Here is a 13,258-nt window from a genome sequence, read left to right as displayed (position 1 = left end):
AAGTAGTTCATAGCTAAAAAGCAAGTGATATAAAAGGCTAAGAGCTAATACCTAACAGCTACCAACCAATGAGCTTTTATAAAGAACTTGAAAACCACGTACACGAGCAGCTCAGCCGCCGCAACTTCCTCTCGCGTACCAGTCTGGGGCTGGGGGCGGCTGCCATGTCGTCGCTCCTGAGTGCTGATAGCTCGTTTGCCAAAAAGGGCGTGATACCTACTGATGAGAATTCACCTTTGGGGCAGCCTCACTTTGCCCCCAAAGCCAAGCGGGTCATCTACCTGTTTCAGAGTGGAGCGCCTTCGCAGCTCGAGCTGTTTGACTACAAGCCCAAGCTGGAGCAAATGTGGGGACAAGACCTACCCGAGTCCATACGACAAGGGCAGCGATTGACGGGTATGACCGCCGGGCAAAGCTCTTTTCCGCTGGCCGCTTCCAAGTACAAGTTTGAGCAGTACGGCCAGAGCCGGATGTGGATCAGCGAGCTGCTACCGCATATCTCTACCATTGCTGACGAAGCCACTTTTGTACGCTCGTTGCATACCGAAGCCATTAACCATGACCCCGCCGTTACCTTCTTCCAGACGGGTAGTCAGCAGGGAGGCCGCCCCTCCTGGGGCTCCTGGATCAGCTACGGCCTGGGCTCCGACAACCAGAATATGCCTTCCTTCGTGGTACTGCTCTCCAAGGGTCGCGGTGGTGACCAGCCTCTGTACGCCAAGCTGTGGAGCAACGGCTTTCTGCCGTCGGTACACCAGGGGGTAGTATTTCGGTCGGGACCTGATCCGGTATTTTACCTCAGCAACCCGGAGGGTATTGACAAAACAAGCCGTCGGCGTATGCTCGACTACCTGGCCAAACTCCACCAGGACCAGTACGAACACATCCTTGATCCCGAGATTAACTACCGCGTGCAGCAGTACGAAATGGCTTATCGCATGCAGACGGCCGTACCCGAGACCATGGATATTTCGCAGGAGCCCGACTATATATTTGACATGTACGGTGAGGAGTCACGTAAGCCGGGTACCTTCGCCGCCAACTGTCTGCTGGCGCGTAAGCTGATTGAGAAGGATGTAAAGTTTGTACAGCTCTACCACCAGGGATGGGACCAACACGGCAACCTACCCAATGATATCAAGGTCATGGCTAAGAGCGTGGACCAGGCCTCGGCAGCCCTTATTATGGACCTGAAACAGCGTGGACTGCTCGACGAAACGCTGGTGATCTGGGGAGGCGAATTTGGCCGGGGTTCTTACTCTCAGGGCAAGCTCACCAAAGACAACTATGGCCGTGATCACCACCCCCGAAGCTTTACTGTATGGATGGCCGGTGCGGGTATTAAGAAAGGCTTTGTATACGGCGAAACGGATGACTTTGGCTATAACGTAGTTAAAGATCCAGTACACGTTCATGACTTCCAGGCTACGGTGATGCACCTGCTGGGCGTGGATCACGAGCGGCTGGTATTTAAGCACCAGGGACGTCGTTACCGCCTTACTGATGTACATGGCAAGGTAGTGAAGCCACTAATCGCCTGATCAGACTTCTAACGTATAGAAAATCAGACTACTCCCAAAGTAATGTAGTAGTGATCTTACAATTGCGTATATACTAGCAAGGTTATCATTTACAATGGGTTAGCCAGCATCTCTTATGAAGGGGTGCTGGCTTTTAGTCTCCTCCCCTGTAACCACTGTTTCAGACCATTTAATAAATCTGCAACTGTTACTTCTCCTAGTCACCAATACTATCACTAAACTTCGTTAAATTGCCTTATTCTTAGTACCATACTACCAGTATAGTAATGCTTAATAATAAGGATTTACCGCTATCCTACACTTCTACTGTCGATTCCAATATAAGTAACCTCTTCATGCAGGCTCCGGCAATGATTTGCATTCTGGAGGGGCCGCAATTAAGATGTACCTTAAGCAATCCTTTGTTCTCTAAACTTTTGGGAGGCAGAGAACTCATCGGCCACACTCCCCGTGAAGTGATTCCTGAACTGGAAAGCCAGGGATACTTTGATATGCTGGAGCAAGTATATCGTACCGGGAAGCCGACTCAATCCAGAGAATTTCCCGGAGTGGCTGATTGGGACAACAATGGCCAAAAGTCAATCAAGTACTTCAACTTTATTTTTTCCCCCTACAAGGAAAGAGAGCAGACTACCGGGGTCATTATTTTTGGATTTGAGGTAACAGCACAGGTACTGGCCAGACAAAACTTTGAGAAAAGTCAGACGTATTTTAATACTCTATCCAGAGAAGCTCCGGTGGGTCTTTGGATCGCTGACCATCACGCAGAAACAATCTTTGTCAACGAAACCTGGGTCAGGTGGACGGGTAAGCCCGTAGAAGAACACCTGGGACTGAACTGGGGCAACAACATAGTAGAAGCAGATCGGTTAAAAGCCTTTCAAACCTTCAGACACTTCTTTGAAAGGAGGGAGTCATTCAGTCATGAGTTCAGGGTAATATTCCACGATGGTACCCTGAGGTGGTGCTACTCTTCCAGCAATCCCTGGTACTTACCCAGCGGAGAGTTTGGAGGCTTTGCCGGCTCGGTAGTAGACATCACCGAGCGCAAGCAGGAAGAGCAGCGGGTTAAGAGCATGCTGGAGGCACTCCCTCTGATTGCTTGGACGGCCACTCCAGCGGGTGAGTTGAACTACTTCAATAGCCGTTGGTTCGAATACACAGGACAAACCGTGGAGGAATCCGTAGGAAACGGTTGGGCTAGTACGATGCCGCCAGATACCGAAGAGGATGTTTTCAGAAAATGGAATTACAGCCTGGAGCATAAGGTACTTTATGAAGTGGAGGCCATGTACCGCCGGCACGATGGTGAATACCGCTGGCACATAGCCCGGGCAGTCCCCATCAAGAATGAAAAAGATGAGGTGCTGTACTGGCTGGGTACCTCTACGGATATACATGATCAGAAAACACTGTCTCAACAGCTGGAAAAAAAAGTACAGGAGCGAACCCGCGAGCTTACCAAAGCTAACATAGACCTCAAGCGATCCAATGATGAGTTGGAACAGTTTGCCTATATAGCCAGCCATGATCTCAAGGAACCTATCCGGAAGATTCAGTTCTTCAGCGATATGCTGCAGAATCCGAATACTAAAGATTCTGACACCTACCTCAAGAAGATTCAGGAAGCAACCAGTCGGATGAGATCGCTCATTGATGATCTGCTGGATTACTCCAGCGCCAGAAAGGCAGAAAACTCATTCAGGAAGGTAGATCTGAATAAAGTGCTGGAGGCAGTCAAGGAAGATCTGGAACTGGTAATTACCGAGAAAAACGCAACCATCACCTACGAGGAGCTGCCTACCATCAAGGCCATTCCTCTGCAGATGCGGCAGCTATTCTATAACTTGCTCAACAATGCTCTCAAGTACAGCAAGAGTGATATAGCTCCGAGGATCACTATTACGGTGTCCAACACCTGTACCAAGAGTATAGGAGAATATCCCTACCTGAACCCCAGGCACTCGTACCACACGATCAGTATTGAGGACAACGGCATCGGCTTCGACCCCCGATATACCGATAAGGTGTTTACCATCTTCAAGCGTCTGCACTCCCGCGACACCTATTCGGGGACGGGTATCGGACTGGCCCTATGCAAAAAAGTAGCCCATAACCACGGGGGTGAGATCTACGTCAGCTCCATTCCTAACCTTGGATCTACGTTTTATGTGATACTACCTGCTGACTAGTAGCAGGCGTAGCGCCGCTTATCGTTTTATATCTGAGTACCAAACAACACCGCGCATCCGGTGTTTGTAATGGTAGTATAGTATTTTCTGGCTGACCGATAACCACTGCTTATCATGCTCTGAACAGCCGGTGCTTTACCTTAAAATGTAACTGCATGCTAGCCAAAACCTTTGGTAGTGCCGTATACGGAGTAAATGCCACCATGATCACCATCGAAGTGACGGTGACACAGGGACTGCGATTTTTTATGGTGGGACTGCCCGACAGCGCCGTGAAGGAAAGTGAACAGCGCGTAGAGGCCTCCCTGAAATTCTTTGACTACCGCATGCCCCGGCAGAAGGTGGTGGTCAACCTGGCACCGGCCGATATTCGCAAGGAAGGCTCCGCCTACGACCTACCCATAGCCCTATGTGTACTGCAGTCGTCGGAGCAGATCGTAACGAAGCGCAACCTCGAGGACTACGTCATCATGGGCGAACTGTCGCTGGATGGCAAGCTACGGCCTATCAAAGGGGTACTGCCCATTGCCATTGAAGCCCGCCGGCAGGGGCTCAAAGGCTTTATGTTACCCGCCGAAAATGCTCAGGAAGCCGCCATTGTCAACAACCTGGACGTCCTGCCCGTCGAGACCATGCAGGAGGCAGTGGAGTTTTTTGAAGGCAAACGAGATATCACTCCCCTGGTAGTAGATACCCGCGACATGTTCTTTAACAGTCAGAACGACTACGACGCCGACTTTTCCCATGTACAGGGTCAGGAGAATATCAAACGTGCTCTGGAAATAGCCGCCGCAGGAGGCCACAACGCAATCATGATCGGCCCGCCCGGTGCGGGCAAGACCATGCTGGCCAAACGGCTGCCCTCCATCCTCCCCCCACTGACGCTGGTAGAAGCGCTCGAAACAACCAAGATCCATTCCGTAGCTGGTAAGCTGGGTAGCCGGGCTACGCTGGTATCACGCCGCCCTTTCCGGGCGCCGCACCACTCTATTAGCGACGCTGCTCTGGTGGGTGGCGGTAGCTTTCCGCAACCCGGTGAAATATCGCTGGCGCACAACGGGGTACTTTTTCTGGACGAGCTGCCTGAGTTTAAGCGTACTGTACTCGAAGTAATGCGGCAACCGCTGGAAGAGCGTAGGGTAAGTATATCACGGGCCAAGATGGCGGTCGAGTTTCCGGCCAACTTCATGCTCATTGCCAGCATGAACCCCTGTCCCTGCGGCTACTACAACCATCCCGATAAGGAGTGCGTATGCGGTCCGGGGGTAGTACAGAAGTACCTCAACAAGATCAGCGGACCACTGCTGGACCGTATCGACCTGCACGTGGAGGTTACGCCCGTGTCGTTTGATCAGATTGCCTCCACCCGCCGCTCCGAAAGCAGCGAACAGATCCGGGAGCGGGTCATCAAGGCGCGGGAACGGCAGACGGAACGTTTTAAAAACTACAAGGAGATATACTCTAACGCTATGATGCCCCCCGAAATGGTCAAGGAAATATGTGATGTGGGTGAAGTAGGCAAAGCCTTGCTGCGTACTGCCATGGACCGGCTGGGCCTCTCGGCGCGGGCTTACGACCGCATTCTGAAAGTATCCCGCACCATCGCCGACCTTGCCGGCAGTGACGATATCAAAATAGAACACCTGGCCGAAGCGATTCAGTACCGCAGCCTCGACCGTGAAAACTGGGCTGGCTGATGCAACTAAAAGTTTCTCCTGACAATATACTGGAATGGATAGCCCTGCAGGCCAATCTGGTACCTGTGCCGCTGCTGCACGCGCAGATCTTCCCGGTGGTGAGTAAGGCCGTACTGGAAGCTACCGATAGAGGTATATTCAAAGCCGTAGCAGATGGCCATAACACCGCCGAAGCCGTAGCCCAGGCTTGTAACCTACACCCCGTAGCCACCCAACAGATTATGGGGGTACTTACGTCGGTGGGGTACTTTGAATTCAAAGAAGGCCACTATACCCTGACCCGCATTACCGAGAAGTGGATCCTGGAAGAAAGTACCAGCTCGCTTCACGGCTTTATGCTCTTCAACAACCGGATCGTGTGGCAGTGGCTGGAAGGGCTGGGCGACTATCTCGAAACCGGCAAGGGCATCGACTTCCATAGCAGCTTTGGTCCCGAGCAGTGGGAGCTGTACCAGTCGGCGATGTGGAGTGGCGCTATATCGGAAGCGGAAGAGTTTGCCAGAAGGGTACCTATGCCCAAAGGCGCTATCCGTATGCTGGATATTGGCGGCTCACACGGACTGCACTCCGCCGCCGCCTGTCGTAAGTACCCCAAGCTCAGCTCTACCATACTGGACCTGCCGGGAGCCGTCGAGAAAGCCGCTCCCCTACTGGCCAAGCAAGGCATGGGCGAGCGGGTTGTACACCGGGTAGGGAACATTACTACGGATGAACTAGAAAAGGACACCTACGATATAGTACTGATGTCCAGTGTGGCGCACCACCTGACGGCGGAACAAAATAGGATCGTGGCTGCTAAGGTACATCAGGCCTTACGGCCGGGCGGTATCTTTATCATCAATGAATTCATCCGTCCTGATCCCTCGGCCAAGCCCGAGCTGGTAGGCAGCAGCACCGACCTGTTCTTTGGCCTCACCAGTGCCTCCGGCAATTGGTCTGTTGACGAAATCCACAGCTGGTACCGCTCCGCCGGACTCACGCCCTACAAGATAATTGGCTACCGCGCCATCCCGGGCAGATACCAGGTGGTGGGGAAGAAAGGGTAGTGAGTGAATGAGTGATTTAGAGAATGAGCGGCCGCCGCTGCGGTGATTTTTTTAAACCGCCACGGCGGCCCGGCACAGAGGATCAGGAGGTAGGTACAGAGGTAAGCAAAGTATAGCCTCTGTAAAACTACTCCGTGCTATAACTCTGTAAACTCTGTGGTAAAACGAAAGCCTATTGCCTAAAGCATACAGCCTAAAGCCCTAATGCCTACTGCTCCTCAATAGATACGCCTCCCAGCTCTTGGAATAGGGTCTGCCAGTAGTGCGTGACGTGGGGATTGTTCTCACGGGTAGAAGCCGTGGGTTCGAAAGGTGATACGACCGTTACCTGCGGGCTGCCAATAGCGTGCTGCTCCAGTTGCTTTACATCCGCCTTGGCCCACTCCTCAGCCTGAGCCTCCGAAGCCGGTGGAGTAGTATGGAAATCGCGGCGGTCGGTACCCCGTACGCTTTCAATCATATCGCTGAAGTAGTATACCTTCACTTCGGAGCCGCCCTCGCTGGCTTTGGCTATAATAGGCAGGCTGGCCCAGATATCAGTCCACTGGTTGGAGCCGCCACCATTCTGCTGGTTGAGCTTAGACAGAGCCTGGCGCAGGTAGATGCCTTTTTCACGCTGCAGCGCCATATTGAAAGTTGTTTCAATGGCCTCGCGGTCGGTGGCATTGGTATTTTCAAGATTTTCCCGCTCCGCCCGTACCGTCAGCGACAGGGCACGTGCCTTCGAAGTATTTTCGTGGATAAAGTACACTTCCAACTTATCGCCCTTGTTCTGCATATTCTCCTCTACGATCTGCGCCAGGGCCTGCCGGTACTTCTCATTTACGTAGTCCTTATTCACGTTCACACTCTGGGTTTTATCCAGAAATACCAGCGTGTGGGTAGGTACGTCAGGCTGATCTACTTTGGGTTGATCTGTTTCGCCTCCACAGGCGGCCAGCAGGAGCAACATCCCTCCTAAAACAATATGCTTCAGACTGATTGAAGAATGCATTGGGTTGAAATAAGCGGTTTTAATGTTTTATTTTTCAAAGGCTCAACGAAACTAAGTAGTTTCGGTACAACATACAACGCCCAAACGGGCCGTACCCTTAATTATTGCCGTACCTCCTGTAAGCAGCCATACGCTCCGGCTCACGCACGCTGTACTATCTGGCTATTTATCAAAAAGTTATAAAACGCCCTACATATAGATACGGCAAAATGTGGTGCATAAAAAAATCCCTCCAGACCAGCGGTCACAGGAGGGATTCGGAGCAAAGATTATGTTATAAAGCGTTTACTGCTGTTGTTGCTGCTGGATCATGTGCATCAGTTCTTCGGAAATACCTGTGGTAGAGTAGCCTCCGTCGTGGAACAGGTTCTGCATGGTCACCATGCGGGTCAGGTCCGAGAACAGCGAGATGACGTAGTTGGCGCAGTCTTCGGCGGAGGCGTTTCCGAGCGGGCTCATTTTATCCGCAAAATCGTAGAACGAGCTGAATCCACCGATACCCGAGCCGGCAGTAGTTTTGGTAGGTGACTGCGAAATAGTATTCACCCGTACTTTCTTCGCCTTGCCGTAGCGGTAGCCGTAGCTGCGGGCAATGCTTTCGAGCATAGCCTTCGCCTCAGCCATATCGGTATAGAAAGGATAGGTACGCTGTGCGGCGATGTACGAAAGACCTACTACCGATCCCCATTCGTTGATCGCATCGAGCTTCTCGGCTACCTGCAGGAACTTGTGCAGCGACAGCGCCGATACATCGATACTCTTCATGTACCAGTCGTAGTTGAGGTCACCGTACTCTTTTCCTTTGCGGATATTGGGGCTCATCCCGATGGAGTGCAGAACGAAGTCGATCTTTCCCCCCAGAGCTTCGATAGAGCCATTATATAGTTTTTCGAGGTCTTCAACCGAGGTAGCATCAGCCGGGATGATTTGTGCTTCGCACGTCTCAGCCAGCTTGTTGATAGCGCCCATACGCATAGCGATAGGAGCGTTGGTAAGGGTAAAGGTAGCTCCTTCTTCTTTCGCTTTCAGCGCTACTTTCCAGGCTATGGAGTTTTCGTCCAAAGCACCCGATATAATACCTCTTTTTCCTTTCAGTAAACCGTAAGCCATAGTTTTGATTGATTTTCAATGTTTGTCTGCCAACGCGCCAGAGTATCTCCGGTACTGTAAGCGGCTGCAAAGTAAAGTAATTTTGGGAGGTAATGCTACGATTTAGGCTTCTCTCCTCCTTCGGGTCCGTAGAAAATTACCCACGTTTGAAAATCATCCGTAAAATCAAAGAAGCGGTGTACCCGCCCCGCCGGCACGAAAATGACATCGCCCGGCCCGAACAGATAGACCTCCTCCCCGTTCAGGAACTGCCCCGTTCCGCTTACAACCACGTACAGTTCGTCCTGAGCGTGAGGCTGCTGTGGGTCTACCTGGTCCGGCGCGTACAGCTCAACGGACATAGTACCGTGCTGCATCACCTGGGCGAACCGCTGCTCAGGCGTCAGCCTCGAAAGGGCCTCCTGTAAAGTACTCTTCATGGTTTGACGACAGGTTTCAGGTGTAGTACCTCTTCAAAAAACTGCTGTGTTACCTGCCGCACGGCGTCCAGGTCTTTGGACGTAAAGTGCGAGGCAATGACATGATTACTGGTTGTAGGTAGCGCCTTCTCCACCTTCAGGTGATCGGGCGTCCCCAGCAACGGAAACATCTCGCGCATAGCCGCCACCGATACTACCTTGTCTTGCTCATCGTCGTTTTTGTAGTAGTAGGCCAGCAGGGTAGGTACCTTCACCTGAGCATACACCTCCGGCCGCGCTACTGCCTCTATCACCTGCTGCAGGGTAAGCAACCCATTGGTATGGTAGCTGGTGAGCCAGTAAGCTGCCCGGTCGGGCTCGTAGGAGTTCTCGCGCCGTTCGCCCAGCACATTGTGCATGATCTGTCGGCCCCAGGGTCGGGTTGTCAGGGCCAGAGCCTTATTATACACCGCCATGCAGGGTGAGTAGAGTACCACCCCTTTCAGCTCCGGGTGGTTGGCCGCCAGGTACACCGTCAGCAGGCCACCCGCCGAAGTACCTATTACGATGACGCTATCGCCCAGTGCCTTGCCTACGGCCAGAGCGTGCCTGGCTCCGGCTACGAAGTTCTCGGGCGTCAGGTCATTGAAGGCATCTGGATCACTACTACCGGCTCCGTGCAGACGGGCCAGGTACAGGTTGGCACCGTAGCGTTTGGAAAGCTCCTTATGCACCGGGTCGCCCTCGGCCCAACTGGCCCCGAAGCCATGTATGTACACTAGGCTATACGGCGTCTTTTCTTTTTTGGTACTGTCGGCCCAGATAATACGGGCTTCGTTATCGGCTTTGAGGTCAGGGATGGCCGCTTCGGCCCTGGCTATCTCGGCTTCCAGCCGGGGCAGGTCCTGCGTAACTGCCGGTAGGGTGGGGTGAAGGGTAGCGTCGGGTAGGTCGGGGCCAGCCGCGTAGCCCACCGCCAGGATAGCCACCAGGCCACCCGTCCAGAGGAATATCTTTTTCATAGATGAAGGGAATTCAAGTGCTTACATCCGAAAGTTACAGCTTTGGGGGTTGTGGGGCAAGGGGAGCAATGAACGGAGCGGTAGGTTTTTCTTTGTAACTTTTTAGCTTTGTACTATACTCTCTAATTCTTATTCGAGCAAACTCTACCTCAGCTTTATGAGTAATTCCCTTTCCACATCAGATTACGAAAATCTAAAACAACTTATTGGCGAACTACTCCGGCAGGGGCGTGAGCAGGCAGGGCGGGCGGTTAATACTATACTTGTTCAAACCTACTGGCACATAGGCCGTCATATCGTGGAGTTTGAGCAGGAAGGACGTGAGAAAGCCGGGTATGGGACAGATTTGCTCAACAACCTCTCCAAAGACTTGACTCTCACCTACGGTAAAGGCTTTGGAAGGTCTAACCTCTTCTATATGCGTAAGCTGTACTTAGCTTTTCAAAATAGTGGGACACTGTCCCACAAATTAAGCTGGGGCCATTACTATGAAATTTTAAAAGCCGACAATCCCTTAGAAATAAGCTTCTACGCCAGGCAGTGCGAAAAGGAAAACTAGAGCGTAAGAGAACTAAAACGGCAGATGAAAAGTATGCTATTTCACCGCATAGCTTTAAGTAAAGACAAACAGGGAGTACTGAATCTTTCGCAGCGAGGCATAGACATTCAGAAAGCCACCGATATTATCAAAGACCCTTACATACTCGAGTTTCTGGATATACCGCAGGACTATCAGGTACCTAGAAGGAGAATTGGAAGATAAGCTCATCCAAAACCTGCAGGCTTTCCTACTTGAACTAGGTAAGGGCTTTGCCTTCATTGGCAGACAGTACAAAATCCAAATCGGTAGTCGACATTTCTTCGTAGACTTGGTGTTTTACCACCGCATCCTGAAGTGCTTTGTTCTCATTGACCTGAAGCGGGGCGAAATTGAGCACAATGACATTGGTCAAATGAACCTTTATCTCAACTACTTTCGTAAAGAAGAAAATACCGAAGGCGATAACGAACCCATTGGTATTGTATTAGGAGCTTATAAAGATCAGATTTTGGTAGAGTACGCCACCGAAAACATCAGTAATCAATTATTTGTGAGCAAGTACCAGCTATATCTACCAGATAAGCAGAGGCTGGCCGGGGAATTAGAAAAACTGTTGAGTATTCAGGATGATGAGTAAGTAGCAAAGTAGGGTTAAGGGTAGCGTCGGACGCATCAGGACCGGCAGCATAACCTACTGCCAGAATAGCCACCAGGCCACCCGTCCAGAGGAGTATCTTTTTCATAGATGAAGGGAATTCAAGTGCTTACGTCCGAAAGTTACAGCTTTGGGGGTTGTGGGGCAAGGGGAAGTTTGGTAGCTTGGAGAGCCGAACGGAGCGGTAAGTTTTTCTTTCTAACTTTTTATCCTTGTTCAAGCTAATTCTACCTCAGCTCCATGAGCAATTTCCTTTCCACACTGACTACGAGAATTAAAAACAACTTATTGGTAAGCTACTCCGGCAAGGCTGTGAGCAGGCAGGGGAAAAGACAATCTAATCATTCATTCATGGTACCTGAAAAAGGTGTATTGACGCCAAAGGAAAACTTAAAAGGTCCTGATGATAGAGTCGGGATTGTTTTGGCCGCGCTCTTTTCGGGTCTATGTTTCTTTCTGGGGAACGGCCTATCCGGCGATTTCTGGTATTTGGTTTGGATTGCGCCCATTCCAGTTCTCATTAAATCCTGGACTGAGTCAGAGAAAACTACTTTCCGCATGGCATTTATGGCCTCCCTGCTTGGGCGTTTAAGCTGGTTTTGGTACCTGAAGGCGGCCACCTCGTTACCCCTTGCTATTGTATTTACCCTGGCGCTGTCCTATGTATTCGCCCAAATTGTTGTCTATTCATGGAGAGCGGCCAGAAAGCTGCATGTCATCCTGGCGGTTTTGACTTACCCGGTCCTGCAGACAGCATTTGAATGCTTGTTAATCAATTTTTCGCCCGATGGTTCGGCAACGAGTATTGCTTACACGCAGGCAAACGTGCTTCCGCTGATTCAAATGGCCTCCGTAACGGGAATTACCGGCATTACTTTTCTGGTGAGTTTGATACCTTCGACCATTGCCGTAAGCTGGTGTTTACGTGAGCGCGCCAAACATAGTATTCCGTTTCTTTTAGGTACCTCTCTTATGCTGGTTGGCGTTACGGTTGCCTTTGGCCTTTTCCAGATCGCTGAACAGGTTCCGGGGCGTCAGATTAAGGTTGGATTGGTGGTGCTGGACAAAAAGCTTCACCGCCGTTCTCAGCAGGCAACGGTAGAGCAGGCTGAGTCCCATGTCGATCGTTACAGCAAGGCAATTTCTGCGCTGGCTCTGCAAGGTACCCAGGTGGTGGTTCTTCCCGAAGGAGCGTTTCAGACTGGACAGGAAAGTTATGAGCCGGTTCTAGCTCGATTGCGCACCGTCGCGCAGAAATACAAAATTTATCTCATCGCTGGGGTAGCCTATTTTGGCTCTGCCGATGCCTATAATAAAGCGCTGATATTTGACCCGGAAGGTAATATAGCTACCGATTATGTAAAAAATCATTTGGTCCGAGGCCATGAGCGGGCATTTACGACCGGTAAAGAAATCGGTATTTTTCAGCTTTTTTTGAAAAAGGGAGGTATAGCCATCTGTAAAGACCTTGATTTTCCGACCTACATCCGCACCTATGGTAGGCAGGAGGCTGATGTGCTTTTTGTGCCGGCCCTTGATTTTATTGTTGACGATTGGCTCCACTCCCGAATGGCCCTGTTGCGGGGTGTAGAAATTGGCGTACCTATAGTTAGAACTGCCCTGGCAGGGCGACTGACCATCAGCGATGCCACCGGCAGGGTTTTATACGAAGCCAATTCTTCCCATGGCCGACAAACTGCCTTGTTCGGTATCGTACCTCTTCATCGGAGAACAACTACTCTTTATACGACCTTCGGCGACTGGTTTGGCTATCTGGCTTTATTGGCTGCTGTCTATATCATCCTGGCCGTTCGGACAAAGAAGATTGCCATTGCCAAGGCAGGTCAGCTATCACATAGAATTCTTTAGCTGTTTCATTGCACCATTGACGTGATGCCCCTACTGTTTCCCCGAAGCATAAAATTTCAGAAAGCTGTGTCACCACACTCCCCAACTTCCCCCACAAACTTCCCCACTACATCTCTCTTTTCTCTATCTTTGCGCCTTAAAACAAGCCGGTTCGCCCGGCGAGGGCCGCTCTGCGGAGGGCTCTGTATAGGTA

The 13,258-nt window shown here is 51.2% G+C and carries 12 protein-coding genes; 8 read left to right on the top strand and 4 right to left on the bottom strand.

Annotated features, from left to right (window positions below):
• Positions 1–68: 68 nt before the first annotated feature.
• The 4 genes from JTN23_RS04215 (at position 69) to JTN23_RS04200 (ending at position 6,476) form a co-directional block, all read left to right on the top strand.
• Positions 69–1,541: a DUF1501 domain-containing protein gene (locus JTN23_RS04215; RefSeq protein WP_247232619.1), complete on the top strand. Its 1,473-nt coding sequence runs from the start codon at positions 69–71 to the stop codon at positions 1,539–1,541.
• Between the two features lie 266 nt (positions 1,542–1,807).
• Positions 1,808–3,733: a PAS domain-containing sensor histidine kinase gene (locus JTN23_RS04210; RefSeq protein ID WP_310586703.1), complete on the top strand. Its 1,926-nt coding sequence runs from the start codon at positions 1,808–1,810 to the stop codon at positions 3,731–3,733.
• Between the two features lie 155 nt (positions 3,734–3,888).
• Complete coding sequence (locus JTN23_RS04205) at positions 3,889–5,430, top strand: YifB family Mg chelatase-like AAA ATPase (protein ID WP_247232618.1); 1,542 nt, start codon at positions 3,889–3,891, stop codon at positions 5,428–5,430.
• Complete coding sequence (locus tag JTN23_RS04200) at positions 5,430–6,476, top strand: class I SAM-dependent methyltransferase (protein WP_247232617.1); 1,047 nt, start codon at positions 5,430–5,432, stop codon at positions 6,474–6,476. The genes JTN23_RS04205 and JTN23_RS04200 overlap by 1 nt, the downstream gene beginning before the upstream one ends.
• A gap of 208 nt (positions 6,477–6,684) precedes the next feature.
• Here JTN23_RS04200 and JTN23_RS04195 read toward each other — a convergent pair whose 3' ends face one another.
• The 4 genes from JTN23_RS04195 to JTN23_RS04180 all read right to left on the bottom strand — a co-directional run bounded on the left by JTN23_RS04195 (position 6,685) and on the right by JTN23_RS04180 (position 10,000).
• A complete protein-coding gene (locus JTN23_RS04195; RefSeq protein ID WP_247232616.1) occupies positions 6,685–7,470 on the bottom strand; it encodes a hypothetical protein in 786 nt (261 codons plus the stop codon).
• Between the two features lie 285 nt (positions 7,471–7,755).
• Complete coding sequence (locus JTN23_RS04190) at positions 7,756–8,580, bottom strand: enoyl-ACP reductase FabI (RefSeq protein ID WP_247232615.1); 825 nt, start codon at positions 8,578–8,580, stop codon at positions 7,756–7,758.
• A gap of 95 nt (positions 8,581–8,675) precedes the next feature.
• Entirely contained in the window at positions 8,676–8,999 is a 324-nt protein-coding gene (locus tag JTN23_RS04185) for a cupin domain-containing protein (protein ID WP_247232614.1), read from the bottom strand.
• A complete protein-coding gene (locus tag JTN23_RS04180; protein WP_247232613.1) occupies positions 8,996–10,000 on the bottom strand; it encodes an alpha/beta hydrolase in 1,005 nt (334 codons plus the stop codon). The genes JTN23_RS04185 and JTN23_RS04180 overlap by 4 nt, the downstream gene beginning before the upstream one ends.
• A 157-nt stretch (positions 10,001–10,157) precedes the next feature.
• Between JTN23_RS04180 and JTN23_RS04175 the strand changes: the two genes are divergently transcribed.
• The 4 genes from JTN23_RS04175 (at position 10,158) to JTN23_RS04160 (ending at position 13,065) form a co-directional block, all read left to right on the top strand.
• Complete coding sequence (locus tag JTN23_RS04175; protein ID WP_247232612.1) at positions 10,158–10,559, top strand: DUF1016 N-terminal domain-containing protein; 402 nt, start codon at positions 10,158–10,160, stop codon at positions 10,557–10,559.
• Positions 10,560–10,583: 24 nt separating this feature from the next.
• Complete coding sequence (locus tag JTN23_RS04170) at positions 10,584–10,763, top strand: hypothetical protein (RefSeq protein WP_247232610.1); 180 nt, start codon at positions 10,584–10,586, stop codon at positions 10,761–10,763.
• Positions 10,753–11,178, top strand: coding sequence for a PDDEXK nuclease domain-containing protein (locus tag JTN23_RS04165; protein WP_247232608.1), 426 nt, complete (start codon positions 10,753–10,755; stop codon positions 11,176–11,178). The genes JTN23_RS04170 and JTN23_RS04165 overlap by 11 nt, the downstream gene beginning before the upstream one ends.
• Positions 11,179–11,436: 258 nt before the next feature.
• A complete protein-coding gene (locus JTN23_RS04160; protein WP_247232606.1) occupies positions 11,437–13,065 on the top strand; it encodes a nitrilase-related carbon-nitrogen hydrolase in 1,629 nt (542 codons plus the stop codon).
• Positions 13,066–13,258 lie beyond the last annotated feature (193 nt).

Origin of the sequence: Telluribacter roseus (assembly GCF_017355915.2) — a bacterium.
Lineage (GTDB): Bacteria > Bacteroidota > Bacteroidia > Cytophagales > Spirosomataceae > Telluribacter.
This window is presented reverse-complemented; position numbering and strand designations above follow the sequence as displayed.

Coding starts and splice junctions, on each gene's coding strand:
- JTN23_RS04180 (WP_247232613.1), bottom strand. CDS start 10,000: ATGAAAAAGATATTCCTCTGGACGGGTGGCCTGGTGGCTATCCTGGCG.
- JTN23_RS04175 (WP_247232612.1), top strand. CDS start 10,158: ATGAGTAATTCCCTTTCCACATCAGATTACGAAAATCTAAAACAACTT.
- JTN23_RS04160 (WP_247232606.1), top strand. CDS start 11,437: ATGAGCAATTTCCTTTCCACACTGACTACGAGAATTAAAAACAACTTA.
- JTN23_RS04215 (WP_247232619.1), top strand. CDS start 69: ATGAGCTTTTATAAAGAACTTGAAAACCACGTACACGAGCAGCTCAGC.
- JTN23_RS04190 (WP_247232615.1), bottom strand. CDS start 8,580: ATGGCTTACGGTTTACTGAAAGGAAAAAGAGGTATTATATCGGGTGCT.
- JTN23_RS04195 (WP_247232616.1), bottom strand. CDS start 7,470: ATGCATTCTTCAATCAGTCTGAAGCATATTGTTTTAGGAGGGATGTTG.
- JTN23_RS04200 (WP_247232617.1), top strand. CDS start 5,430: ATGCAACTAAAAGTTTCTCCTGACAATATACTGGAATGGATAGCCCTG.
- JTN23_RS04185 (WP_247232614.1), bottom strand. CDS start 8,999: ATGAAGAGTACTTTACAGGAGGCCCTTTCGAGGCTGACGCCTGAGCAG.
- JTN23_RS04205 (WP_247232618.1), top strand. CDS start 3,889: ATGCTAGCCAAAACCTTTGGTAGTGCCGTATACGGAGTAAATGCCACC.
- JTN23_RS04210 (WP_310586703.1), top strand. CDS start 1,808: ATGCTTAATAATAAGGATTTACCGCTATCCTACACTTCTACTGTCGAT.
- JTN23_RS04170 (WP_247232610.1), top strand. CDS start 10,584: ATGAAAAGTATGCTATTTCACCGCATAGCTTTAAGTAAAGACAAACAG.